Here is a 22542-nt window from a genome sequence, read left to right as displayed (position 1 = left end):
TGATTATTGTGAGCAACGCTCGCGCCGAAGAAACATCTCGCAAACGTTTGCGTTGTCAGAACTATGAGAACCTTGTCGAGATTTGTCAACGGTCGGCACTCACCTTTCATCCTGAAGATACCGTTCACTCCGGCGCTGGTTGAAACGACAGGGCTGGCGACGATTTCACACAGAACCCCAGGTAATTACCATCAAGGCTTTCGGACAACCGAACATCAATGCCCCATGCGTTCGGAAAGCCGGACAGCAGCGTGTCAGAGGAGCCCGAACAAGCAATTTAAGTTGTTTTAAATCAATAAGTTATTTTATCCATTCTTTCATGATTGGCCTGGTACAAATCCTGCTATTTCTCAGCGCCTCGGACGTTCAGAGTCGCCCGGGTGTTCTGGATACATCTGCTACCGCACTCGTCAAAACCAGAGAGAAAAATAATGAAATCTGCATTGAAATCCTTTGTTCCTGGGGCGATGGCCCTCCTGCTGCTGTTCCCTGTCGCCGCTCAAGCGAAAGAAGTCGAGAGCAAGACCAAGCTCGCCAACGTGGTAATCCTCGCCACTGGCGGCACCATTGCCGGTGCGGGTGCCAGTGCTGCCAACAGCGCCACCTACCAGGCCGCCAAAGTCGGCATCGAACAATTGATCGCCGGTGTTCCTGAGCTTAGCCAGATCGCCAATGTACGCGGCGAACAAGTGATGCAAATTGCGTCGGAAAGCATCAATAACGAAAACCTGCTGCAACTGGGTCGCCGCGTCGCCGAATTGGCCGACAGCAAGGACGTGGATGGCATCGTGATCACCCACGGTACCGATACCCTCGAAGAAACCGCCTACTTCCTTAACCTGGTTGAAAAAACCGACAAGCCTATCGTGGTGGTCGGCTCCATGCGCCCGGGTACTGCGATGTCGGCGGACGGCATGCTCAACCTGTATAACGCCGTTGCCGTCGCCGGTAGCAAGGACGCACGCGGCAAAGGCGTGCTGGTGACCATGAACGACGAGATCCAATCGGGTCGCGACGTGAGCAAGATGATCAATATCAAGACCGAGGCGTTCAAGAGCCCGTGGGGCCCATTGGGCATGGTCGTTGAAGGCAAATCCTACTGGTTCCGCCTGCCGGCCAAGCGTCACACCCTGGATTCGGAATTCGACATCAAGACCATCAAGAGCCTGCCTGACGTTGAAATTGCCTACGGCTACGGCAACGTGAGCGACACGGCCTACAAAGCCCTGGCCCAAGCCGGCGCCAAAGCCATCATTCATGCCGGCACCGGCAATGGCTCGGTGTCGTCCAAGGTCGTTCCGGCGCTGGTGGAATTGCGTAAACAAGGCGTGCAGATCATCCGCTCTTCGCACGTCAATGCCGGTGGCATGGTGCTGCGCAACGCTGAACAGCCAGACGATAAATACGACTGGGTGGCAGCCCTTGACCTGAACCCGCAGAAGGCCCGCATCCTGGCAATGGTCGCCCTGACCAAGACTCAGGACAGCAAAGAGCTGCAACGGATATTCTGGGAATACTGATTCCAGACCTTCCTGAAAGGGTGGCGAGGTAGCGTGCTTCCTCGCCACATCAGGTTCACGCCTAAAACTTATTGCAACAAATCACAGCAAATTTCCAAATTCGCTGTCAGACGGACGTCTTTGAATTTAAGCAGTTGCGAAAATACCTACAGTTAAATACTGTATGTGCGTACAGCTTACTAAGGAATACTCCGTGGCAAAGCCCTCCTCCGCAGCACCCGCAGCGCCTGACGCCTACCAGCGCCTGGCCATTCGCGTACAAAAAATCATTAATTCGACCAACGCCCAGAAAGCCAAGGCGGCGTTGATCTTCCGCCTGCCGGATGAGCCCGAGGACGAGTGGGCGCGCCTGCTTGAAGAAATTGCGGAAAACGACAACGTTACTCTCGCCTACAGGGATGACGGCGGCGTGCAGATTTTCTGGGTTGTGCCGAAGGAAGATTGATTGAATGAGTGTCCGTTTTTTCGCTGTGTGCTGCCTGTTTTTTGCTGTCACCGCCAACGCCCAAGCCCCACGAACCTTCAGTGAAGCCAAGAAAATCGCCTGGAAGCTCTACGCCCCCCAATCCACCGAGTTTTATTGCGGCTGCAAATACGCCGGCAACCGCATTGACCTGAAAGCCTGCGGCTACATCCCGCGCAAGAACGCCAACCGCGCCGCGCGCATCGAGTGGGAACACATTGTGCCCGCCTGGCAGATCGGCCATCAGCGCCAGTGCTGGCAAAATGGCGGGCGTAAAAACTGCACGCGCCATGACGACGTGTTCAAGCGTGCCGAAGCCGACCTGCACAACCTGGTGCCGAGCGTCGGCGAGGTGAATGGCGACCGTAACAACTTCAGCTTCGGCTGGCTGCCGGTGCAAAGCGGGCAATACGGTTCATGCCTGACCCAGGTGGACTTCAAGGCCAAGAAGGTCATGCCGCGCCCATCGATTCGCGGGATGATCGCACGCACCTATTTTTATATGAGCAAGCAATACGGCCTGCGCCTGTCGAAACAGGATCGCCAACTGTATGAAGCCTGGAACAAGACCTACCCGGCGCAACCCTGGGAGCGCCAGCGCAACCAGACGGTGGGCTGTGTGATGGGCCGAGGCAATGAATTTGTCGGCCCGGTGAACCTGAAGGCCTGCGGCTGAGGGTGGGCGCAATCGGCGCCCACCCGACCCGTTACTGCGCGACCTTGTGTTCGATGACCTCCGACACGGTGTCGGTTTTCTTGGCCCGGGCCATCTTTTCGTTGAGCAGCGTCTGCTTGGCCTCAGCCTCGGCCTTGGTGGCAAACGGGCCAAGCAGCACCTGGTCCTTGCCGTCTGCCTTCACGATGTAAAAATTGAAACCATGCTCCAGCAACCAGGCGGTCAAGTCAGTGAGCGCCTGCAGCTTGTGATCCGGCGGGCCCACCCATACATCCCATTCCTGCGCGGCAATCGCACCGGTTTGCGGCTGGCTTTCGGTCACGACGGGCTTGGCCTTGGGGGCATTGACAGGCTCACCTTCGCCGCATCCGGCCAATGCCAACACTGCAATTGCCATCGCTACTTTACGCACTGCCCTGCTCCTTCGAAGATAAAGAGGCGACTTTACCATTCACTGTCTATTCTGGCCGTCATAAACGTTGGCTTAAACAATGCGAATCATGTATCGCGACCTGTATGATGCCGCCATGGGAATTAATGTCGCCTCTATGCGTCCTAAAAGAGGCAGTCACAGGGAAGCGCTTCGCAGTAAGCTACGCACATCCGACACCTGCCCTGTCTGAACATGTGTCCTTAAAAGTAATCAAGGAGAAGTCCATGCTTATACTCACCCGAAAAGTTGGTGAAAGCATAAACATCGGTGATGACATTACGATCACCATCCTGGGCGTTAGCGGCCAGCAAGTACGAATCGGCATCAACGCCCCCAAGGATGTTGCCGTGCATCGCGAGGAAATTTATCAGCGCATCCAGGCCGGCCTCACTGCGCCGGACAAAAACCAGACGCCTTAAAGCACCTCCAGTAGCCAGCCTTTTGCTTTACCGTAACGGCTGGCGAAAACCTGATCGGCCCATTCGCTTTTTTTATCCACGCTGTACGCCTCGTACATGTCCCCGCGCTGCAAGATGAAACTGCCATGATGCCAGGAACTTGTTGCATCATTCGCAGCCAAATCCCACGTCATCCTGCGGTCCGAGTGCATTCAGGAGCACGTCGATGAGGCCAACCGTTACACAGCCCATGGTTTCCCTGTCCTGGACAATCACCTTGCTGATAGGCCTGGTATTCCTGGCGCTCGGGTATGTACTGCGATTGGAAGTCCAGGGGGCTGTCGACGCGGCGGACCACTCGTGGCTGGACCTGGCATTACTGCTGTGCGCCTACCTGTTTGCGTTCTGCCTCAAGCCGATGCAGAAGACCGTCTTGCGCAAGTTATGCCAGCGTGAGGCGCATCGCGCGCATCAAAAAGCAACACGCTGACGGTCTTCCCCTTCCCGCACGGCCAGCCGGCCATCAGCTTCTCGCAGCACTTGCAGTCCTTCATACCCGTCGATACAGGCATGCTCGGTCTCTATGGCAGCCAGGTGCGTCGAGGTCACCACCATCACATCCGCTCCCGCCGCTTCTGCGGCTCGAATGCCGACCGTCGCATCCTCGAACACCAGGCAATCCTGCACCGGCACGCCCAGGCGCTGGGCACCGAGCACGTAACACGCCGGATCTGGCTTGCCGCTGGCGACATCTTCGGCCGTCACCATTATCGCCGGCACGGGAATACCCGCAGCTTCCATTCGACGCAGGGCCAAGGCCTTGGGCGCAGACGTGACCAGTGCCCACTGCCCGGCAGGCAAGCGCTTGAGGAAATCAACCGCGCCGCCAATCGCCACGATGCCCTCGACATCGTTCACTTCAGCGTCGGTAATCCACGCCGCTTCGGCTTGAGCGTTTACGCCCGGCAACGCCTGGCGCGTGATCGTATCAATCGCGCGGGCGCCATGGATGGTGGTCAGGAACGCCTCCACATCCAGGCCATGGCGTTCGGCCCAACGGCTCCATACCCGCTCGGCGGCGGCAATGGAGTTGAGCAGGGTTCCGTCCATATCGAACAGAAAGGCCCGGTAATGCCGGGTAAATACGGCAGGATTTTGGCTGGACACGACGCGGCTTCCCCCCAGGTGTTCAAGCAAATGATCGATGTCATGCAATCTACGGTTCACCTCGCCACTTGTAAACGTTGCGAGGCGCCCGCCCCAAACCTTGAATGACGAACTTGTCATCATCCTGTTGGTTGGCTGTTCAGGTCGCCTGGTTACTGTGGACTCACTGCCGGCGGCTCATCAGGACCGGGAACACGTGCTGGACTACCGGGTGCAAGGCATCGGTTGCGCCAGTGACAATTGATCAGGCTAAACTGGCGCAACCCATTGAATCAGGGCATTTCCCATGAACATCCTCGTAGTCGAAGACGAACCCAAGGCCGGCAACTATCTGCTCAATGGCTTGCAGGAACTGGGCTACAGCGTCAGCCTGGCCCGCGATGGCGTGGACGGTTTGCACCAGGCCCTGGAAACGCCGTTCGACGTGATCGTGCTCGATGTGATGATGCCGAAAATGGATGGCTGGGAAGTGCTGCGCCGCCTGCGCAGGGAGGCCGATACGCCGGTGCTGTTCCTGACCGCCCGCGATGATATCGCTGACCGCATCAAGGGCCTGGAGCTGGGCGCCGACGATTATCTGATCAAGCCCTTCTCCTTCGCCGAACTGGTCGCGCGCCTGCGCACCCTGACCCGACGCGGCCCGATTCGGGAAGAAGAACACCTGCAGATCGCCGACCTGCAAATCGACGTGCTCAAGCGCCGCGTCACCCGCGCCGGCACGCGCATTACCCTGACCAATAAAGAGTTCGCCCTGCTGCACCTGTTCGCCACCCACCAGGACCAGGTGCTGTCACGCTCGCTGATTGCCTCGCGGGTATGGGACATGAATTTCGACAGCGACACCAACGTGGTCGACGTGGCCGTGCGGCGCCTGCGCTTGAAAATCGACGATCCGTTCCAACTCAAGTTGATCCACAGCGTGCGTGGCATCGGCTACCGCTTCGATACCCAGCCATGAGCCGCAGCCGCCATTACTCGCTGACCCTGCGCCTGGCGTTGATCTTCGCCCTGCTCGCCTTTGCCTTGCTGGCCACCCTCGGCGTGGCCCTGTACCGCGAGCTGGAGCGCGAGCTGATCCGCCGCGACGACACCGCGCTGATCTCCCGCGTCGATCAACTGCGCAATCTGCTCAGCGACAGCAACACCCTGGACCTGATCAAGACCAAACCCGAGTTGTTCCAGAACATGCTCGGCAATCGTGAATCCGTATTGAGCATCGCGGCCCCCGGTCAACCACCCTTGCTGCTGGTGAACCCGGCCAATATCGAACTGCCTGCGATAGAGCCGGTGCCCGGGAATCACGTACTGGCGCTGAGCGATGTACAGCACTTGCCAGGGCTCAACGGCATTCCCTTCTCGACTGTCGCGGCGACCATCAACGCCGGTGACCTGGGCAGCCTGCAAGTCACCAGCGGCCGCCTGATGACCGAGCGCACCGCGGTACTCGCCAGCTATCGACTGAGCGTTTATATCCTGGCGAGCATCGCTGCGATCATCCTGGCATTGGCCGGTTACCTGCTGGTGCATCGCGGCTTGCTGCCCTTGCGCCGCCTGGCCCGGCACGCGCAAGGGATCGGCGTCGGCAACCTGGCCGAGCGCCTCGACAGCGAGGGCGCCCCGAAAGAACTGCTACCGATGATCGAGTCGTTCAACACCATGCTTGAGCGTTTGTCCAAGGGCTTTGTGCAACTGGGCCAGGTCTCGACCGACATGGCCCACGAACTGCGCACGCCGATCAATAACCTGCTCGGCGAAACCCAAGTTGCCCTGCAGCAGCAGCGCAGCGTCGACAGCTACCAGCAACTGCTGGCGTCCAATGTCGAGGAGCTTGAACGCCTGGCGCGGATGCTCGACAACATGCTGTTCCTGGCGCGCACCGACCCGGCCAGCGCGTTGCGCCAACGCCAGGCGCTGGACGCGGCAGATGAAGTGGAGCGCATCGCCGATTATTTCGAAGGGTTGGCCGCTGACGCGGGCATGCACATCGTTGTCCAGGGCAAAGGCGTGATCTGGGCTGAGCCGATGCTCCTGCGCCGCGCCCTGGCGAACCTGTGCGCCAACGCCATCAAGTATGGAGCGCCGGGCTCGACGCTGAGCGTCCAAGCGATTGCAACCGACGAGGGCGTCAACGTGAGGGTCAGCAACCAGGGTGAGACCATTCCCGCCGAGCATCTGCCGCGGCTGTTCGAACGGTTCTACCGAGTGGATGAGTCCCGCGAGCGCTCCTCCCAATCCAATGGACTGGGGCTGTCGATCGTGGCCACCATCATGCAACTGCATAACGGGCGGTATCGGGTCAGCAGTGAGGACGGCATCACCACTTTCGAGCTGTTTTTTCCCGCTCGAGACTGAATCAGCTCACCCGACCACCTGTTTCCACGATATCCGCCTGGGTTTGCCAAGCCGCCAAGACCGCCAGGCGCAAGCCCTCCACCAACACAGGCAATTCCATCGACGGCTGACCGAACTGCGGCAAGCCCGGCACATGGATAAACCCACTGCGCACCGCAGAACCTGCCAGCGCATGCTGCAATCGATAAAACACCTGATTGCACACAAAAGTCCCCGCCGTCTGCGAAACCGAGGCCGCAATACCCGCCTCACGCACCGCCCTGACCATGCTCTTGATCGGCAATGTCGAGAAGTAAGCGGCCGGGCCACCCTCCACCACCGCCGTGTCAATCGGCTGGGCGCCCAGGTTGTCCGGGATGCGCGCATCATTGACGTTGATCGCGACGCGCTCGATGGAAATATCACAGCGCCCGGGGCCCAGGCCGGTCGCGATGACCATGGCCGGTTGCAGCTCCTCAATCAGCTGAAGCAAGGTCTCTGCAGCAGTGGCGAAAGCGCAGGGCAATCGGCGCGCGACGATCCGCACGTCATCACTCAGTTCCACCCCTTCCAGCAGGCGCACCGCCTCCCAGGAGGGGTTCACCACGTCGTGGTCGAAAGGCTCGAAGCCGGTCAGCAATAGGGTTTTCATCCTGGCCTCACATCAACAGATAAAGCAGCACGATATTGACCACCAGCATCATCAACGCGGTGGGCAATTGGGCCTTGATCACCGCGTTCTTGTCCGGCAGTTCCAGCAATGCTGCCGGCACGATATTGAAGTTGGCCGCCATCGGTGTCATCAGCGTACCGCAGTAGCCGGAGAACATGCCGATCGCGGCCATGACCGCCGGGTTGCCGCCGTAGATGCCCACCAGCACCGGCACCCCGACGCCGCCGGTCATCACCGGGAACGCCGCGAAGCCGTTGCCCATGATCACCGTAAACAACGCCATGCCCAGCACATAGACCATTACCGCCACCAATTTGAAATCCAGATTGATGTAAGTGGTGGTGATGTGGGCGACCGCCGTGCCAACCCCGGCTTCATTGAACAACAGCCCGAGCATGGCCAGCATCTGCGGCAGCACCATGGCCCAGCCCAGGGCTTCGGTCAGGCGACGCGATTCGCGCAAGGCCTGCACGGGCGTATCGCGAGTCAGCCAGCAGGCCAGGCCAAGGGCGATCAGGCAGCCGATGCCGAGAGAGACAAAGGTGGTGTTCTTCGGATCGAGCAGCGGCACACCGCCGATTTCGGTGTGCTTGAGCAATACCGAGCCAATCACCGTGGTCAGCGGAATGGCCAGTGCGGGTATGAATAGCTTGTGACCCAGGCGAGCGGCACTGGCGCGGGATGCCTTGTCATGCAATTGCGCATGCTGGCCACGGCCGACGCCCCCCAGGCCGGCAATCAACGCCATCACCACGATGCCGCCACCGATGACCACCGAAGGCAGGCGCTCTCCCACCAGGAACGGAATGGCAAACAGCAGCCAGAACAGCGACGTCGACCAACGCTTGGGATGGGTGCGATCCAGCAGGATCATGCCCGCGGTGATCAGCAACAGCACACCGGCCAGCCAGTACAGGTATTGAATGGAAATAATCATTGCGCAGCCTCCACCAAGGGAGCGGCGCTCATCTCACGGGTCAACCGTCGATCAAACCGATGCAGTCGAATGGCATGAATGATAAAGGCACAGATCGCCGTCGGGATGCCCCACACCGCAATATGCAGCGGCTCCACATCGATCCCCGAGCCCAGCAGAAAGGTATGCATCAAGGCGATCGCACCAAAGGCGACGAAGATGTCCTCACCGAAAAACAGCCCCACATTGTCCGTGGCGGCGCACATGGCCAATACCTTGTGACGCAGCTTGTCCGGCAGCTTGCCGTAGCGTTTTTCCGCCGCACCTTCGGCCATCGGCGCGAGCAATGGCCGCACCATCTGCGGATGCCCACCCAGGCTGGTCAGCCCCATGGCCGCAGTGGATTCACGTACAAACAGATAGATGATCAGCAGACGCCCCACCGTCGCGCGCTCGAAACGGGCGATCCAATTCTGTGCATGCACGCGCAGGCCATGTCGCTCCAACAGGCCAATCACCGCCAGCGGTAATAACAGGATCAATTGCAGCGCACGGGTCTGGAGGAAACCATCCCCCATGGTGGCGAGAATTTTCTCCAGCGGGAACTGGGCAGCGAGCCCGGTGGCGATAGCGGCGGCGGTAACCACCAGCAACGGATTGAAGCGCAATACAAAGCCGACCACGATGACAAGTACGCCGATCAACGGCCATAAATTCACAACAGTTTGCATGGCGAAGAGGTCCTTTAGTGCGCGCTGCGGCGCCATTACAGCAGGATGTGAGCAAAGGGCTCACAGCATGAAAGTGGCGCGCAGTCGGCTCGGTTTTTTTATTGTTGACCCGGAAGGTCGAGCAGTGGCGGCAACTTTGCTGCCTTGAGGCGGGAGGTGTCCAACAAGAAAAACTGTTGCTGCAAACCAATAAATTTTGTGGATATTGGTACTGTGCGATTGGGTGACTGGAGGGATTCGGGATTCGCCCTATACTCAACGATGATGCGCCTGCGCAGCATCCAGGGTGCTATTGTCGACAATGAGGGCTCCAGCTATGTATGCCGGTCAGATGAGCAGTATGGCGACAGCAATTGGCGAGATACGCTGCCAGATGGTGGTCCAGATCATTTGTCTGCTGTCGGTGGCGACGCTCTTCTGTTGACCGAGACACCAGCGCCCCAAAACGCTGTTGATCTGATCGTTCCCATGCTCTGCGTGGGAATGCCTCACTGGACGCTCCGCGTCCCGCTTTCAGCGCAAAATTCACATCTGCGCAATGGTGACGCGGAGCGTCACGCGATGCATTCCCACGCGGAGCGAGGGAACGATCAAATTCCAGACAACAAAAAAGGGCCCACCTTTCGGTGAGCCCTTCCAGACCGCCCAGCAGAGCGGATTTTGTTTGGTAGGCGCGATTGGACTCGAACCAACGACCCCCACCATGTCAAGGTGGTGCTCTAACCAACTGAGCTACGTGCCTGCTGTGAGGCGGAATTCTACGGAATTCCGTAGGGGTGTCAACATCTTTTTTGCAGCTAACCCTATGAATATGCGAATTTTTTATTCGCGGGTCAGGCGCCCGTGAATTACGGGTGGCTGGCAGGCTATTTTCAACTCAGGTAGGATCGCCGCACTCGTAAAAAATATAAAACAGAGGTTCCAGGATGGCGAACACCCCCTACCCCCAGTCGTATTACGCCGCCTCCGCGAACGCGGTTCCGCCGCGTCCGGCGCTGCAAGGTGAGGTCGAAACCGATGTTTGTGTGATTGGCGCCGGTTATACCGGTCTTTCCAGCGCGCTGTTTTTGCTCGAGAACGGCTTTCGCGTGACGGTCCTGGAAGCCGCCAAGGTAGGTTTTGGTGCGTCCGGTCGTAATGGTGGGCAGATCGTCAATAGCTACAGCCGCGACATTGATGTCATCGAGCGCAGCGTCGGGCCCACGCAGGCGCAGCTGCTGGGTGAGATGGCCTTCGAGGGCGGCAGGATCATTCGTGAGCGCGTGGCCAAATATCAGATCCAGTGCGACTTGAAGGATGGCGGTGTGTTCGCCGCGCTCAACAGCAAGCACATGGGCCACCTGGAATCACAGAAGCGCCTGTGGGAGCGTTACGGCCATACGCAACTGGAACTGCTGGATGAGCGTCGCATCCGCGAAGTCGTGGCGTGTGACAACTATGTAGGCGGCCTGCTGGACATGAGCGGTGGGCATATCCACCCACTCAACCTGGCATTGGGCGAAGCAGCGGCCGTCGAGTCCCTCGGCGGCACAATTTTTGAGCAGTCGGCCGCCGTGCGCATCGAGCGCGGCGCCAACCCGGTGGTGCATACCGCCGAAGGCAAGGTCAGGGCCAAGTTCATCATCGTTGCGGGCAATGCTTACCTGGGCAACCTGGTGCCGGAGCTGGCGGCCAAATCAATGCCGTGCGGCACCCAGGTGATTACCACTGCGCCATTGGGCGACGAATTGGCCAGGACCTTGTTGCCGCAGGACTACTGTGTCGAAGACTGCAATTACCTGCTCGACTACTACCGCCTCACGAGCGACAAGCGCCTGATCTTCGGCGGCGGCGTGGTGTATGGCGCACGGGACCCGGCGAATATCGAGGCGATCATCCGGCCAAAGATGCTCAAGGCGTTCCCGCAGCTCAAGGACGTGAGGATCGACTACGCCTGGACCGGCAATTTCCTGCTGACCCTGTCGCGTCTGCCGCAGGTGGGCCGCCTCGGCGACAACATCTATTACTCGCAAGGCTGCAGCGGCCATGGCGTGACGTATACGCACCTGGCCGGCAAGGTGCTGGCCGAGGCATTGAGAGGCCAGGCCGAGCGCTTTGACGCCTTTGCCGACCTGCCCCACTACCCGTTCCCGGGTGGACAGCTGTTGCGCACGCCCTTTGCCGCAATGGGCGCGTGGTATTACGGGCTGCGGGACAAGCTGGGTTTTTGATGAACAAGGGGAGCCGGTTCGCCGGCTTCTTGCCCGGAACGACAAATCGCGAACACAAAAAACCCCGGTCTTTCGACCAGGGTCTTTGCTATCGAATCAAGGTCCGCCAATGGCTTCGCTTGTGCTTCAAGGCGTTCAGTGGGCCTTGAAGCTGATATGGCGCAGCGGACGGGACTCGAACCCGCGACCCCCGGCGTGACAGGCCGGTATTCTAACCGACTGAACTACCGCTGCGTATCGCTTGGCTGACTGAGCGTAAAGCCTCAATCACCTTTAAACATCTGATCGATCAACCTGGGTTGTTCAATCTCAAGTCCGACACATCGAACCTGGAAAATATGGCGCAGCGGACGGGACTCGAACCCGCGACCCCCGGCGTGACAGGCCGGTATTCTAACCGACTGAACTACCGCTGCGCGTCGGTGCAACCTTTAACGTTGCGTCTTGCCCTAAGGCAAAACTCTCAAGAAGTGGTGGGTGATGACGGGATCGAACCGCCGACCCTCTGCTTGTAAGGCAGATGCTCTCCCAGCTGAGCTAATCACCCTTTGCTTCGTTGAGGCCGCGAAATTTACGCAGATAGCGGACCTAAGTCAATAGCCCGCTTGAAGTTTTTCTGAAAAAGACAAAAATGCTTCAAGACCGCCCTACTCGCTGTAGATCATCTTCTTGCTCATGCCGCCGTCCACCACGAACTCCTGTCCGGTGACAAACCCGGCCTGGCGCGACAGCAGCCACGCCACCATGGCCGCCACGTCCTCCACCGTCCCTACCCGGCCCGCCGGATGCTGCGCATGGTCGGCATCGGTAAGCGGCTCGGCCCGCCGCGCAGCAGGATCTCGCGCATCGATCCAGCCGGGGCTGACCGCATTGACCCGCACTTCCGGCCCCAGGCTCATCGCCAGGGCGTGAGTCAGCGCCAGCAGGCCACCCTTGCTCGCCGCGTAGGCTTCGGTGTCCGGCTCCGACTGGCGGGCCCGTGTCGAGGCCAAATTGACGATAGCGCCACCATGGGCGCGCAGGTACGGCGCGCAATGCTTGGCCAGCAGCATCGGCCCACTGAGATTGACTGCCAGCACGCGGTTCCAGTACGCCAGGTCAAGGCTTTCCAGGGTGATATTGCGTGGATCGGCCACCGCCGCATTGCACACCAGCGCATCCAGGCGCCCAAACTGCCCCAATACCTCGGCGACACCCTGGGCCACTTGCTTCTCGTCGGCCACGTCCATGGTGATAAACCAGGCATTCTCGCCCAGCACCTTGGACACCTTGGAACCGCGCTCGCGGTCCAGGTCGGTCAACACCACCTGCCAGCCTTCGCTGATCAGCCACGCGGCAATCCCGAGGCCAATGCCGCGCGCGGCACCGGTCACCAGTGCAACGCGCCCATTACTGGCCGCTGCGGCCTCCATGGACCACTCGATCACAAAGCCGCCAGGCCGCGGGCTAGGTCAGCCTGCAAGTCGGCGACATCTTCCAGCCCGACCGCGACGCGAATCAGGCTGTCACGGATGCCCGCCGCTTCGCGCTCATGCGGCGCCAGGCGCCCGTGGGAGGTGGTGCCCGGGTGCGTGATGGTGGTTTTGCTGTCGCCCAGGTTGGCGGTGATCGAGATCAGTCGCGTGGCATCGATAAAGCGCCAGGCGCCCTCTTTGCCGCCCTTCACCTCGAAACTCACCACTGCGCCGAAACCGCGCTGCTGGCGCTGGGCCAATGCGTGCTGCGGATGACTCTTGAGGCCGGCGTAATGCACCTTCTCGATACCGTCCTGCTGTTCCAGCCACTCGGCCAGGGCCTGGGCGTTGGCGCAATGGGCCTTCATGCGCAGGCCGAGGGTTTCCAGGCCTTTGAGGAAGATCCACGCGTTGAAAGGGCTCAGGGTCGGGCCGGCGGTGCGCAGGAAGCCCACCACTTCCTTCATCTGCTCGCTGCGACCGGCCACCACGCCGCCCATGCAACGGCCCTGGCCGTCGATGAACTTGGTGGCCGAGTGCACCACGATGTCCGCGCCCAACTTCAACGGCTGTTGCAGGGCCGGGGTGCAGAAGCAGTTATCCACGATCAGCATCGCGCCCTTGGCGTGCGCCACTTCGGACAGCGCGGCGATATCCACCAGTTCAGCCAGCGGATTGGACGGCGACTCGACGAACAGCAGCTTTGTATTGGCCTTGATCGCCGCATCCCACCCGGACACATCCGCCAGGGGCACGTAGTCCACTTCGATACCGAAGCGCTTGAAATACTTCTCGAACAGGCTGATGGTCGAACCGAACACGCTGCGCGACACCAGCACGTGGTCGCCGGCGCTGCACAGGCTCATCACCACCGCCAGGATGGCAGCCATGCCGGTCGCCGTGGCCACCGCCTGCTCTGCGCCTTCCAGGGCGGCGATGCGCTCTTCGAACGCACGTACGGTCGGGTTGGTATAGCGCGAGTAAACGTTGCCCGGCACTTCACCGGCAAAGCGCGCGGCGGCGTCGGCCGCCGTGCGGAACACATAACTGGAGGTGAAGAACATCGGGTCACCGTGCTCCCCTTCCGGGGTACGGTGCTGGCCGGCGCGCACAGCCAGGGTATCGAAAGCTACGCCATCGAGGTCGCTGTCCAACCGACCGGCATCCCATTCCTGACTCATGCTGCCACTCCTCACATATTCTTTATTTAAGATACAAAACCGGCCCCTCAGGGCCGGTGTCTACTCAGTTGTTGTACAGATCGATGATCGCACTGACCGCCTGGGTCTTGATCTTCGACGAGTCGTTGCGCGCCTGCTCGATCTTGTTCAGGTAGGCGTCATCGATATCACCGGTCACGTACTTGCCATCGAACACGGCGCAGTCGAACTCGGCGATCTTGATCTTGCCGCCGCCCACCGCCTCGATCAGGTCAGACAGGTCCTGGTAGATCAACCAGTCGGCACCGATCAGGTCAGCCACGTCTTGCGTAGAACGATTGTGGGCGATCAGTTCGTGGGCGCTCGGCATGTCGATACCGTACACGTTCGGGTAGCGCACGGCAGGCGCCGCAGAACAGAAGTACACGTTCTTCGCACCGGCTTCACGGGCCATCTGGATGATCTGCTTGCAGGTGGTGCCGCGTACGATCGAGTCATCCACCAGCATAACGTTCTTGCCGCGGAATTCCAGCTCGATGGCGTTCAGCTTCTGGCGTACCGATTTCTTGCGTGCGGCCTGGCCGGGCATGATGAAGGTACGGCCAATGTAGCGGTTCTTGACGAAGCCTTCGCGGAACTTGACACCCAGGTGGTTGGCCAGCTCCAGCGCGGCGGTACGGCTGGTGTCCGGGATGGGGATGACCACATCGATGTCGTGCTCGGGACGCTCACGCAGGATCTTGTCGGCCAGCTTCTCACCCATGCGCAGGCGTGCCTTGTAGACCGATACGCCGTCGATGATCGAGTCCGGACGCGCCAGGTAGACGTGTTCGAAGATGCATGGCGTAAGTGTCGGCGCAACCGCGCACTGACGGGTGTGCAGCTTGCCGTCTTCAGTGATGTAGACCGCTTCACCCGGTGCCAGGTCGCGGATCAACGTGAAGCCCAGCACATCCAGGGATACGCTTTCGGAGGCGATCATGTACTCGACGCCTTCGTCGGTGTGACGCTGGCCGAACACGATCGGGCGGATGCCGTGGGGGTCACGGAAACCAACGATGCCGTAACCGGTGATCATCGCCACCACGGCATAACCACCGACGCAACGGTTATGCACGTCGATCACTGCGGCGAACACGTCTTCTTCGGTGGGCTGCAGCTTGCCGCGCCGGGCCAGCTCGTGGGCGAACACGTTGAGCAACACTTCCGAGTCGGAACTGGTGTTGACGTGGCGCAGGTCGGATTCGTAAATCTCCTTGGCCAGCTGTTCAACGTTGGTCAGGTTGCCGTTATGCGCCAAGGTAATGCCGTAAGGCGAGTTGACGTAGAACGGTTGAGCTTCGGCCGAGGTCGAGCTACCGGCGGTCGGGTAACGCACATGACCAATGCCCATGTGCCCGACCAGGCGCTGCATATGACGCTGGTGGAACACGTCACGTACCAGGCCATTGTCCTTGCGCAGGAATAACCGGCCGTCGTGGCTGGTCACAATACCGGCAGCGTCCTGGCCGCGGTGCTGGAGGACGGTTAGCGCGTCATACAGCGCCTGATTGACGTTCGACTTACCGACGATACCGACGATGCCACACATGCGACGCAACCCCTACTTAATGAATCTTGACTGAACACTCTTACTGAGGCGTTTTGGCCGGCAAGAGGTGTTCCTTGAACGGAAGATCAGCGGGTACGCTGATTCCGCTGGCCAGCCACTGACTGCTCCACCCCAGAATGAGGTTCTTGGACCAATCTGCAACCAATAGAAATTTTGGCACGAGTACCGACTCCTGCCACCACGCATCCTGCTGTACCGGCCCCAGGCTCAACAGCCCGACCGCCACGACCACCAGCAACGCGCCACGCGCGGCGCCGAAGGCCATGCCGAGAAATCGATCGGTCCCGGACAGGCCGGTGACACGTATCAACTCGCCAATCAGATAATTGACCATTGCCCCCACCAGCAGCGTGGCGATGAACATGATGGCGCAGCCCGCGATGACGCGGGCCGAAGGCGTCTCTATGTACCCGGCCAGGTAGACCGACAGTGAACCACCGAACATCCAGGCGACGACTCCTGCGATGATCCAGGTCAGCAACGACAGTGCTTCTTTGACGAAGCCGCGGCTCAGACTGATCAACGCGGAGATGGCGACGATTGCAACGATCGCCCAATCAACCCAGGTAAATGGCACAGTGCAGCCTACGTACGGATAAGGCGGCGCATTTTAGCAGAGCGCCGGGCTATCGGTAAGCGGTGATTACGGGTGCTTTGCAAATCAATCAATTGGGCAGTGGGAACACTGTTTCAAGCCCCCTCCCACATTTGACTGCATTCCAGGCTGAAATCGAAGGAACTCAACCGCGCTCGGGCTGGAAACGGGTCACAAACCCCTTGAGGTTCTGCTGGCGATCTAGCAAATCGCGCAGGCGATCCGCTTCGGCGCGCTCGATCAGCGGCCCGATAAACACCCGGTTCTTGCCATCGGCGCTGCGGATATACGCGTTGTAGCCCTGGGCCCGCAGCTTTTTCTGCAAGGCGTCGGCGCCTTCACGGTTGCCCAGGCTGGCCACTTGAATCGACCAACTGATCGGCAACCCATTCGGGTCGATACGAGTCTGACCTACGTCCGGCTTGCCCGGCGCGGCAGGTTGTGGCGCGACCGGCTTGGGCGCAGGTGTCGGCGCGGCAGGCTTGGCGGCTGCGACAGGCGCTGACGGAGCCGGTTTGACCACAGGAACACTCGGCTGCACCGGCATGGAAGGCGCCTGCTGGGCAGCGACCTCGGCATCGGTCGGCACGGGCTCTTCCTCAGACAGGGCCTGCGGTTCAGGCACTACCACCGGTTCCACCTGAACCTGGGGCACCACCGGCGCCTGGGGCGCAGCGGGCGCTTCAACCACTACCTGGCGCTGTTCGTCCTGACGGGAAAACAGCATTGGCAGGAAAATCACCGCCAATGCCACCAACACCAGGGCTCCGACCATTCGCTGCTTGTATGCGCTATCGAGTAATGCCATGTGCAGCTTCCTCCGTGGAGCGCCGGGCCAGCCATTCGAGCGCCTCGGCAACACAATAAAATGATCCGAACAACAGAATCTCGTCGTCGGCCGTCGCCACCGCACATTGCGCCTCAAGGGCGGCAGTGACGCTTGCATACGACGCCACCGGCGCACCAAGGTTCTGCAAGGCGATTTGCAGTTCAGCCGCCGCACGGCTACGCGGCGTATCCAGCGGCGCAACGGCCCAGGACTCTACGCTGGCGAGCAACGGCGCAACCACGCCATCAAGATCCTTGTCAGCCAGCAAGCCGAACACCGCCAGGCGACGGCCGGACAATGGCGTGCGCATCAGCCGTTGCGCCAGGTATTCTGCAGCGTGGGGGTTATGACCCACATCCAGCAGCAGGTTAAGACGCTTGCCTTGCCACTCGACGGTGCGCCGATCCAGGCGCCCCACAACCCGCGTCGCCAGCAGGGTTGCGGCAATTTGCCCGGCATTCCACGGCAGATCCAGCAACAGATAGGCTTGCAGCGCGAGCGCGGCATTCTCCATCGGCAGGTTCAGCAGCGGCAAATCGCGCAGCACTACCTGTTGACCCCGAGCATCGCGCCCGGACCATTGCCAATGCTGATCGTTGATCTGGAGATTGAAGTCGCGCCCGCGCAGGTAGAACGGGCAATCGAGCTCCCGCACCTTGTCCAGCAAGGGTTGCGGTGGGTCTGGATCACCGCACAGCGTAGGTTTGCCGGGGCGAAAGATCCCGGCCTTTTCGTAAGCCACGGATTCGCGGGTATCGCCCAGGTAATCGACATGGTCGACACCGATACTGGTGACCAGCGCCACGTCGGCGTCCACCACATTGACCGTGTCCAGACGCCCGCCCAGGCCCACTTCCAGCACGACGATATCGAGTTGCGCACGCTCGAACAGCCACAGCGCCGCCAGGGTGCCCATCTCGAAATAGGTCAGGGAAATGTCGCCACGCCCGGCATCGAGGGCGGCGAAGGCTTCGCAGAGTTGCGCGTCGCTCGCGTCGACGCCATTGAGCTGCACCCGCTCGTTATAGCGCAGCAGGTGCGGCGAACTGTAGACGCCGACTTTCAGCCCCTGGGCCTGCAGCAGCGCGGCGACAAAGGCGCAGGTCGAGCCTTTGCCGTTGGTGCCTGTTACGGTGATAACACGCGGTGCCGGGCGCCCCAACCCCAGGCGGGCCGCTACCTGTTGCGAGCGCTCCAGGCCCATGTCGATGGCGGACGGATGCAACTGCTCGAGGTAGGCGAGCCATTCGCCCAGGGTACGTTGGGTCATAGGTTTGCCGGCACCGGCGGCACGACAATCGGCTCGACTTTAGGCGCGACGTAGACAGGCGTTGGCAGGCCCATCATTTGCGCCAGCAGGTTACCCAGGCGTGGCCGCAGCTCACCGCGCGGGATGATCAGGTCGATGGCGCCGTGTTCGAGCAGGAACTCGCTGCGCTGGAAACCTTCCGGCAATTTTTCACGCACGGTCTGCTCGATGACGCGCGGGCCGGCAAAGCCGATCAGGGCCTTGGGCTCGCCGACGATCACGTCGCCCAGCATCGCCAGGCTGGCGGAAACGCCGCCGTATACCGGGTCGGTCAATACCGAGATGAACGGAATGCCTTCTTCGCGCAGACGCGCCAATACCGCCGAGGTCTTGGCCATTTGCATCAGGGAAATCAGCGCTTCCTGCATACGCGCGCCACCGGAAGCGGCGAAGCAGATCATCGGGCAGCGGTTTTCCAGGGCATAGTTGGCGGCGCGCACGAAACGCTCGCCGACGATGGCACCCATGGAGCCGCCCATGAAGGAGAATTCGAACGCCGACACCACCACCGGCATGCCCAGCAACTTGCCGCTGACGGAGATCAGCGCGTCTTTCTCGCCGGTCTGCTTTTGCGCGCCGACCAGACGGTCCTTGTACTTCTTGCTGTCGCGGAACTTGAGACGGTCGACCGGCTCCAGGTCAGCGCCCAGCTCGTTGCGGCCGTCGGCGTCGAGGAAGATGTCGATACGCGCGCGCGCGCCAATACGCATGTGGTGGTTGCACTTGGGGCAAACGTCCAGGGTCTTTTCCAGCTCCGGGCGGTACAGCACCGCGTCGCAGGATGGGCACTTGTGCCACAGACCTTCAGGAACCGAGCTTTTCTTCACCTCGGAACGCATGATCGAAGGGATCAGTTTGTCTACTAACCAGTTGCTCATGCTTTCTTTCTCCAGTACCGGTGGCTTGAACACAGCCCCGCGTATGCCCTTGAGCTAAATTCATATGTGGCGATGATGTCGGCGGGACGGGGTCAGAGGTTCGACCAGCCATTTCCCGCCTGTATCCTCAGCCTTCCAGACAACCTGCCAGCGCAGGGTTGCCACTTCGTTTCCGGGCCTCCCGCGGGCGGCGCCGGTGCTGTTTTACACAGTGGTAGTTATGGACGGCGGCAGACTGCCAGCCGTCACATCGCACCGCTGCTGTTGCGCACGGCCTGCATGAACGCGCGAATCCTGGCGTGATCCTTGATGCCCTTGCCCTGCTCCACCCCGCCGCTGACATCCACGGCATACGGCCGAACCTGCTCGATGGCGGCGCCGACATTCGACGGGGTGAGCCCACCGGCCAGGATCAGCGGCTTGCTCAAGCCCGCCGGGATCAGCGACCAGTCGAACGCTTCGCCCGTACCGCCGGGAACGCCTTCGACATAGGTGTCCAGCAGAATCCCGCGCGCGCCCGTATAAGCGGCACAGGCGGCGGCGATATCGTCGCCGGCCTTGACGCGCAGCGCCTTGATATAGGGACGCTGGTAGCTCTCGCATTCGTCCGGGGTTTCGTCGCCGTGAAACTGCAGCATGTCCAGCGGCACGGCATCCAGGGTTTCATTGAGTTCACACCGGCTGGCATTGACGAACAAGCCCACGGTGGTCACGAACGGTGGCAGCGCGGCGATGATGGCCCGGGCCTGCAACACATCCACCGCGCGTGGGCTCCTGGCGTAAAACACCAGACCTATGGCATCCGCCCCCGCCTCGACCGCCGCCAACGCGTCTGCGATGCGGGTAATCCCGCAAATCTTGCTGCGAACGGCTGACATATCGTAGAAACCTCAGGGATTGAACCGAGAAAGTCCCGGATGGTAACAAAAGCGCTTGCGGGCGTCAGCCGCCAAGTTCGCTGAAACCGGTGAGGAAGTGTGGCCCGATAAAACGCTCCGGCAGTTCGAACTCGTCGCGGTACTCCACCTCCACCAGATACAGGCCGAACGGATGCGCCGTCACCCCACCGGTACGGCGCACGCGGCTTTCCAGCACTTCCCTGGCCCATTCCACCGGACGTTCGCCGGTACCGATGGTCATCAACACACCCGCAATGTTGCGCACCATGTGGTGCAGGAATGCCCCGGCACGGATATCCACCACAATCATCTTGCCATGACGGGTCACGCGCAGATGGTGGACTTCTTTGATCGGCGATTTGGCCTGGCATTGGCCGGCACGGAATGCGCTGAAATCATGCACCCCGACAAGATGCTGCGCGGCCTCGGCCATGCGCTCGGCATCCAGCGGGCGGTGGTTCCAGGTAATTTCCTGGTTCAAGTGCGCCGGGCGGATCTGATCGTTATAAATCACGTAGCGGTAGCGCCGGGCGATGGCCTTGAAACGCGCATGAAAATGCGCCGGCATGACCTTGGCCCACGTGACGCTGACGTCATGGGGCAGGTTGATATTGGCGCCCATTACCCAGGCCTTCATCGAGCGTTCGGCCTGGGTGTCGAAATGCACCACTTGGCCGCAGGCATGCACCCCCGCGTCGGTCCGCCCGGCACACATCAGCGACACCGGCGAGTCAGCGACTTTCGACAAAGCGTTTTCCAGGGTTTCCTGCACCGTCAGCACGCCGGATGCCTGGCGCTGCCAGCCGCGATAGCGCGAGCCTTTGTATTCCACGCCGAGGGCGATGCGGTAAAAGCCTGCGGCCGCCATTTCGGCGGCCGCGTTATCTATATTTGCCAAGAACTGAGAGCCTGATGAGTTGCGCGAAGGCGGGCATTATAAAGGCGACGGCTGCGCGACGGGCGCTTTTGTTGGGGAGGGGCGCCAAGCCAACTGTGGGGAGAAGCACGCCCTGCCCCACAGTGGAGGTTTATCAGCCTTCAGATCCGGCCGAGCATTTCCTTGGCCTCGCCGCGCTGGCTCTCGTTGCCCTCGGTCAGCACTTCGGACAGGATGTCCTTGGCGCCATCGGCATCGCCCATGTCGATATAGGCCTGGGCGAGGTCCAGCTTGGTGGCGACCTCATCGGTGCCCGAGAGGAAATCGAACTCGGGCTCATCGTCACCGAGCGCGGCATCTTCAGCCGTGAACGATGGCTCGATGGAGGGATGCTCCAGGCTCTGGGACAGACGGTCCAGCTCGGCGTTGACGTCATCCAGCTCCGACGCGAAGGCGTCCGGCTTGGCCGCCGATTCGGGCTCGTCCGCCAGGGAGAGGTCGAAATCTTCCGGCAAATCGAAGTCATCCAGGGCCGTAGGGGCCAGGGTCGGCGGCTCGACGGCAGGCGCATCCTTCATCTGCTCTTCGAGCCCGGAGAGGAAGTCATCATCCGATTGCGCGGACGCCGGTGCATCCAGTTGCAGATCCAGGTCGAAGTCCGACAGGTCGTCGGCACTGGCATTGGCTGCCGTCTGCTGCTGAAGAAGCGCCTCGAATGTCTGCTGATCGTCGTTGACCTCAGCCGGCGATGCCGCCTCCAGCTCGTCCAGGCTCAGATCGAAATCGGTATCCACGGGCTCTGGCGCAGGCGCAGCCGGCTTGTCTTCCAGCAAGTCCTTGACGTACTGGGCATCCAGGGCCGCAGCGGCCACTGCCGCACTTACGCCTGCCGCCAACACCGCCATGGCAGGGAAACGACTTTTGAGCTGCTCGACCTGGGCATGGTTTTCACCGTTGGCCACCAGTTGACGCTCCTGGCTGACGAAACCGTCCTTGTTATTTTGCAGCCCGTACACTTCCATCAATTTCAAACGCAGGTCGCTGCGCTTGGGCTCGCGCTTGATCGCTTGCTCAAGTACATCGGCCGCCTGGTTCAGGTGGCCACGGTCGATATGGGACTGGGCCTGGGCCAGCGCATCGCTGGCGTTCTGTGGGGCAACCGCAACCGCCAGCGGCGCAAGCACCGAGGCGACGCTCGGCACGACCGGCTCAACCACCGGAGCGCGTGCAGGCGTGGGTGCAGGCGCGGGCGTCGGCGCAGCATTCAGCGGCGCCACTTCCAGGCCTTCGAAACTGTCGGAGGGCAGGTCGCGCTCCAGGCTCGATGTGAACTCCGGCTCTTCAGCCAGCGCTCGCGCCATGCGCAGGTGCTTCTCTTCTTCAAGACGGGCGTTGCGATGGCGTACCCACA

General features: G+C 60.8%; 26 protein-coding genes and 4 tRNA genes. 10 read left to right on the top strand and 20 right to left on the bottom strand.

Features of this window, described 5'->3' with window-relative positions; translation table 11 throughout:
* Positions 1 to 431 precede the first annotated feature (431 nt).
* The 3 genes from BFP96_RS06550 to BFP96_RS06540 all read left to right on the top strand — a co-directional run bounded on the left by BFP96_RS06550 (position 432) and on the right by BFP96_RS06540 (position 2659).
* A complete protein-coding gene (locus BFP96_RS06550; RefSeq protein ID WP_065887159.1) occupies positions 432 to 1520 on the top strand; it encodes an asparaginase in 1089 nt (362 codons plus the stop codon).
* Positions 1521 to 1713: 193 nt separating this feature from the next.
* Positions 1714 to 1965 carry a DUF1654 domain-containing protein gene (locus BFP96_RS06545; RefSeq protein ID WP_170827563.1) on the top strand — a complete coding sequence of 84 codons (252 nt, stop codon included), beginning with the start codon at positions 1714 to 1716 and terminating at the stop codon, positions 1963 to 1965.
* Positions 1966 to 1969: 4 nt separating this feature from the next.
* Positions 1970 to 2659, top strand: coding sequence for an endonuclease (locus BFP96_RS06540; RefSeq protein ID WP_065935861.1), 690 nt, complete (start codon positions 1970 to 1972; stop codon positions 2657 to 2659).
* A 31-nt stretch (positions 2660 to 2690) separates the two neighbouring features.
* Here the strand turns inward: BFP96_RS06540 and BFP96_RS06535 are convergent, their stop codons facing one another.
* Complete coding sequence (locus BFP96_RS06535; protein ID WP_065887156.1) at positions 2691 to 3056, bottom strand: SPOR domain-containing protein; 366 nt, start codon at positions 3054 to 3056, stop codon at positions 2691 to 2693.
* Positions 3057 to 3316: 260 nt separating this feature from the next.
* Between BFP96_RS06535 and csrA the strand changes: the two genes are divergently transcribed.
* On the top strand, positions 3317 to 3511 hold the full coding sequence (gene csrA / locus BFP96_RS06530; RefSeq protein ID WP_003192511.1) for a carbon storage regulator CsrA: 195 nt from the start codon (positions 3317 to 3319) through the stop codon (positions 3509 to 3511).
* Here the strand turns inward: csrA and BFP96_RS30820 are convergent.
* Positions 3508 to 3684: a hypothetical protein gene (locus BFP96_RS30820; protein WP_170875986.1), complete on the bottom strand. Its 177-nt coding sequence runs from the start codon at positions 3682 to 3684 to the stop codon at positions 3508 to 3510. The two genes, csrA and BFP96_RS30820, sit on opposite strands and share 4 nt — an antisense overlap.
* A 32-nt stretch (positions 3685 to 3716) precedes the next feature.
* Here BFP96_RS30820 and BFP96_RS06525 point away from each other — a divergent pair, with 32 nt between their 5' ends.
* A complete protein-coding gene (locus tag BFP96_RS06525) occupies positions 3717 to 3980 on the top strand; it encodes a hypothetical protein (protein ID WP_065935860.1) in 264 nt (87 codons plus the stop codon).
* On the opposite strand, the gene BFP96_RS06520 is transcribed toward BFP96_RS06525, so the two are convergent.
* Positions 3962 to 4657 (bottom strand): HAD-IA family hydrolase, encoded by a 696-nt coding sequence (locus BFP96_RS06520; protein WP_065892478.1) that lies wholly within the window; start codon positions 4655 to 4657, stop codon positions 3962 to 3964. The genes BFP96_RS06525 and BFP96_RS06520 overlap by 19 nt on opposite strands.
* Positions 4658 to 4757: 100 nt before the next feature.
* Between BFP96_RS06520 and BFP96_RS30815 the strand changes: the two genes are divergently transcribed.
* From BFP96_RS30815 to BFP96_RS06510, 3 genes are read left to right on the top strand one after another with little or no spacing between them, the layout of a single operon-like run.
* Entirely contained in the window at positions 4758 to 4901 is a 144-nt protein-coding gene (locus BFP96_RS30815) for a hypothetical protein (RefSeq protein WP_158254510.1), read from the top strand.
* Between the two features lie 42 nt (positions 4902 to 4943).
* Positions 4944 to 5615: a heavy metal response regulator transcription factor gene (locus BFP96_RS06515; protein ID WP_065887152.1), complete on the top strand. Its 672-nt coding sequence runs from the start codon at positions 4944 to 4946 to the stop codon at positions 5613 to 5615.
* Positions 5612 to 7009 (top strand): heavy metal sensor histidine kinase, encoded by a 1398-nt coding sequence (locus BFP96_RS06510; RefSeq protein ID WP_065935859.1) that lies wholly within the window; start codon positions 5612 to 5614, stop codon positions 7007 to 7009. Before BFP96_RS06515 ends, BFP96_RS06510 begins: the two co-directional genes overlap by 4 nt.
* 1 nt (position 7010) lies before the next feature.
* Here BFP96_RS06510 and pcp read toward each other — a convergent pair whose 3' ends face one another.
* From pcp to BFP96_RS06495, 3 genes are read right to left on the bottom strand one after another with little or no spacing between them, the layout of a single operon-like run.
* Positions 7011 to 7640: a pyroglutamyl-peptidase I gene (pcp, locus tag BFP96_RS06505; RefSeq protein ID WP_065935858.1), complete on the bottom strand. Its 630-nt coding sequence runs from the start codon at positions 7638 to 7640 to the stop codon at positions 7011 to 7013.
* A 7-nt stretch (positions 7641 to 7647) separates the two neighbouring features.
* A complete protein-coding gene (locus BFP96_RS06500) occupies positions 7648 to 8598 on the bottom strand; it encodes a DUF979 domain-containing protein (RefSeq protein WP_065935857.1) in 951 nt (316 codons plus the stop codon).
* Positions 8595 to 9308 (bottom strand): DUF969 domain-containing protein, encoded by a 714-nt coding sequence (locus BFP96_RS06495; protein WP_065935856.1) that lies wholly within the window; start codon positions 9306 to 9308, stop codon positions 8595 to 8597. The genes BFP96_RS06500 and BFP96_RS06495 overlap by 4 nt, the downstream gene beginning before the upstream one ends.
* A gap of 156 nt (positions 9309 to 9464) precedes the next feature.
* Between BFP96_RS06495 and BFP96_RS30995 the strand changes: the two genes are divergently transcribed.
* Positions 9465 to 9938 carry a hypothetical protein gene (locus BFP96_RS30995; protein ID WP_177343729.1) on the top strand — a complete coding sequence of 158 codons (474 nt, stop codon included), beginning with the start codon at positions 9465 to 9467 and terminating at the stop codon, positions 9936 to 9938.
* Positions 9939 to 9973: 35 nt separating this feature from the next.
* On the opposite strand, the gene BFP96_RS06490 is transcribed toward BFP96_RS30995, so the two are convergent.
* Positions 9974 to 10050: transfer RNA gene (locus tag BFP96_RS06490), tRNA-Val, on the bottom strand.
* 184 nt (positions 10051 to 10234) lie between these two features.
* Between BFP96_RS06490 and BFP96_RS06485 the strand changes: the two genes are divergently transcribed.
* Positions 10235 to 11518, top strand: a complete 1284-nt coding sequence (locus tag BFP96_RS06485; protein ID WP_065935855.1) for an NAD(P)/FAD-dependent oxidoreductase — start codon at positions 10235 to 10237, stop codon at positions 11516 to 11518.
* 157 nt (positions 11519 to 11675) lie between these two features.
* Here BFP96_RS06485 and BFP96_RS06480 read toward each other — a convergent pair.
* The 13 genes from BFP96_RS06480 to BFP96_RS06420 form a co-directional block, all read right to left on the bottom strand.
* Positions 11676 to 11752 (bottom strand) — tRNA-Asp (locus tag BFP96_RS06480).
* Between the two features lie 105 nt (positions 11753 to 11857).
* Positions 11858 to 11934, bottom strand: a tRNA-Asp gene (locus BFP96_RS06475).
* A 55-nt stretch (positions 11935 to 11989) separates the two neighbouring features.
* A tRNA-Val gene (locus BFP96_RS06470) sits at positions 11990 to 12065 on the bottom strand.
* Between the two features lie 100 nt (positions 12066 to 12165).
* Positions 12166 to 12930: an SDR family oxidoreductase gene (locus BFP96_RS06465; protein ID WP_065892472.1), complete on the bottom strand. Its 765-nt coding sequence runs from the start codon at positions 12928 to 12930 to the stop codon at positions 12166 to 12168.
* 11 nt (positions 12931 to 12941) lie between these two features.
* Positions 12942 to 14153, bottom strand: coding sequence for an O-succinylhomoserine sulfhydrylase (locus tag BFP96_RS06460; RefSeq protein ID WP_065935854.1), 1212 nt, complete (start codon positions 14151 to 14153; stop codon positions 12942 to 12944).
* Positions 14154 to 14217: 64 nt separating this feature from the next.
* Entirely contained in the window at positions 14218 to 15723 is a 1506-nt protein-coding gene (gene purF, locus BFP96_RS06455) for an amidophosphoribosyltransferase (protein ID WP_065935853.1), read from the bottom strand.
* A 40-nt stretch (positions 15724 to 15763) separates the two neighbouring features.
* A complete protein-coding gene (locus BFP96_RS06450; RefSeq protein WP_003234314.1) occupies positions 15764 to 16321 on the bottom strand; it encodes a CvpA family protein in 558 nt (185 codons plus the stop codon).
* 163 nt (positions 16322 to 16484) lie between these two features.
* Positions 16485 to 17147 (bottom strand): SPOR domain-containing protein, encoded by a 663-nt coding sequence (locus BFP96_RS06445; RefSeq protein WP_065935852.1) that lies wholly within the window; start codon positions 17145 to 17147, stop codon positions 16485 to 16487.
* Positions 17131 to 18438, bottom strand: a complete 1308-nt coding sequence (gene folC, locus BFP96_RS06440; RefSeq protein WP_065935851.1) for a bifunctional tetrahydrofolate synthase/dihydrofolate synthase — start codon at positions 18436 to 18438, stop codon at positions 17131 to 17133. The genes BFP96_RS06445 and folC overlap by 17 nt, the downstream gene beginning before the upstream one ends.
* Entirely contained in the window at positions 18435 to 19355 is a 921-nt protein-coding gene (gene accD / locus BFP96_RS06435) for an acetyl-CoA carboxylase, carboxyltransferase subunit beta (protein ID WP_005789754.1), read from the bottom strand. Before accD ends, folC begins: the two co-directional genes overlap by 4 nt.
* A gap of 245 nt (positions 19356 to 19600) precedes the next feature.
* Positions 19601 to 20233, bottom strand: a complete 633-nt coding sequence (locus tag BFP96_RS06430) for a phosphoribosylanthranilate isomerase (RefSeq protein ID WP_065895784.1) — start codon at positions 20231 to 20233, stop codon at positions 19601 to 19603.
* A gap of 64 nt (positions 20234 to 20297) precedes the next feature.
* Complete coding sequence (gene truA, locus BFP96_RS06425; protein WP_065892466.1) at positions 20298 to 21122, bottom strand: tRNA pseudouridine(38-40) synthase TruA; 825 nt, start codon at positions 21120 to 21122, stop codon at positions 20298 to 20300.
* 170 nt (positions 21123 to 21292) lie between these two features.
* Positions 21293 to 22542: FimV/HubP family polar landmark protein (locus BFP96_RS06420; RefSeq protein WP_305885251.1), on the bottom strand; the 1250-nt coding region annotated here is incomplete at its 5' end.

This window comes from Pseudomonas sp. 34 E 7, assembly GCF_900005715.1.
GTDB classification, from domain to species: domain Bacteria; phylum Pseudomonadota; class Gammaproteobacteria; order Pseudomonadales; family Pseudomonadaceae; genus Aquipseudomonas; species Aquipseudomonas orientalis_A.
Note: the sequence above shows the minus strand (reverse complement) of the source record. Positions and strands in the feature narration are given on the sequence as shown.

What these genes read in the sequence shown, in the direction of transcription:
- BFP96_RS06465 (WP_065892472.1), bottom strand. Translation starts at nt 12,930, where the DNA reads ATGGAGGCCGCAGCGGCCAGTAATGGGCGCGTTGCACTGGTGACCGGT.
- purF (WP_065935853.1), bottom strand. Translation starts at nt 15,723, where the DNA reads ATGTGTGGCATCGTCGGTATCGTCGGTAAGTCGAACGTCAATCAGGCG.
- BFP96_RS06540 (WP_065935861.1), top strand. Translation starts at nt 1,970, where the DNA reads ATGAGTGTCCGTTTTTTCGCTGTGTGCTGCCTGTTTTTTGCTGTCACC.
- truA (WP_065892466.1), bottom strand. Translation starts at nt 21,122, where the DNA reads ATGGCGGCCGCAGGCTTTTACCGCATCGCCCTCGGCGTGGAATACAAA.
- csrA (WP_003192511.1), top strand. Translation starts at nt 3,317, where the DNA reads ATGCTTATACTCACCCGAAAAGTTGGTGAAAGCATAAACATCGGTGAT.
- accD (WP_005789754.1), bottom strand. Translation starts at nt 19,355, where the DNA reads ATGAGCAACTGGTTAGTAGACAAACTGATCCCTTCGATCATGCGTTCC.
- BFP96_RS06500 (WP_065935857.1), bottom strand. Translation starts at nt 8,598, where the DNA reads ATGATTATTTCCATTCAATACCTGTACTGGCTGGCCGGTGTGCTGTTG.
- BFP96_RS30820 (WP_170875986.1), bottom strand. Translation starts at nt 3,684, where the DNA reads ATGACGTGGGATTTGGCTGCGAATGATGCAACAAGTTCCTGGCATCAT.
- BFP96_RS06445 (WP_065935852.1), bottom strand. Translation starts at nt 17,147, where the DNA reads ATGGCATTACTCGATAGCGCATACAAGCAGCGAATGGTCGGAGCCCTG.
- folC (WP_065935851.1), bottom strand. Translation starts at nt 18,438, where the DNA reads ATGACCCAACGTACCCTGGGCGAATGGCTCGCCTACCTCGAGCAGTTG.
- BFP96_RS06525 (WP_065935860.1), top strand. Translation starts at nt 3,717, where the DNA reads ATGAGGCCAACCGTTACACAGCCCATGGTTTCCCTGTCCTGGACAATC.
- BFP96_RS06535 (WP_065887156.1), bottom strand. Translation starts at nt 3,056, where the DNA reads ATGGCAATTGCAGTGTTGGCATTGGCCGGATGCGGCGAAGGTGAGCCT.
- BFP96_RS06460 (WP_065935854.1), bottom strand. Translation starts at nt 14,153, where the DNA reads ATGAGTCAGGAATGGGATGCCGGTCGGTTGGACAGCGACCTCGATGGC.
- BFP96_RS06510 (WP_065935859.1), top strand. Translation starts at nt 5,612, where the DNA reads ATGAGCCGCAGCCGCCATTACTCGCTGACCCTGCGCCTGGCGTTGATC.
- BFP96_RS06485 (WP_065935855.1), top strand. Translation starts at nt 10,235, where the DNA reads ATGGCGAACACCCCCTACCCCCAGTCGTATTACGCCGCCTCCGCGAAC.
- BFP96_RS06430 (WP_065895784.1), bottom strand. Translation starts at nt 20,233, where the DNA reads ATGTCAGCCGTTCGCAGCAAGATTTGCGGGATTACCCGCATCGCAGAC.
- BFP96_RS06515 (WP_065887152.1), top strand. Translation starts at nt 4,944, where the DNA reads ATGAACATCCTCGTAGTCGAAGACGAACCCAAGGCCGGCAACTATCTG.
- pcp (WP_065935858.1), bottom strand. Translation starts at nt 7,640, where the DNA reads ATGAAAACCCTATTGCTGACCGGCTTCGAGCCTTTCGACCACGACGTG.
- BFP96_RS06495 (WP_065935856.1), bottom strand. Translation starts at nt 9,308, where the DNA reads ATGCAAACTGTTGTGAATTTATGGCCGTTGATCGGCGTACTTGTCATC.
- BFP96_RS06550 (WP_065887159.1), top strand. Translation starts at nt 432, where the DNA reads ATGAAATCTGCATTGAAATCCTTTGTTCCTGGGGCGATGGCCCTCCTG.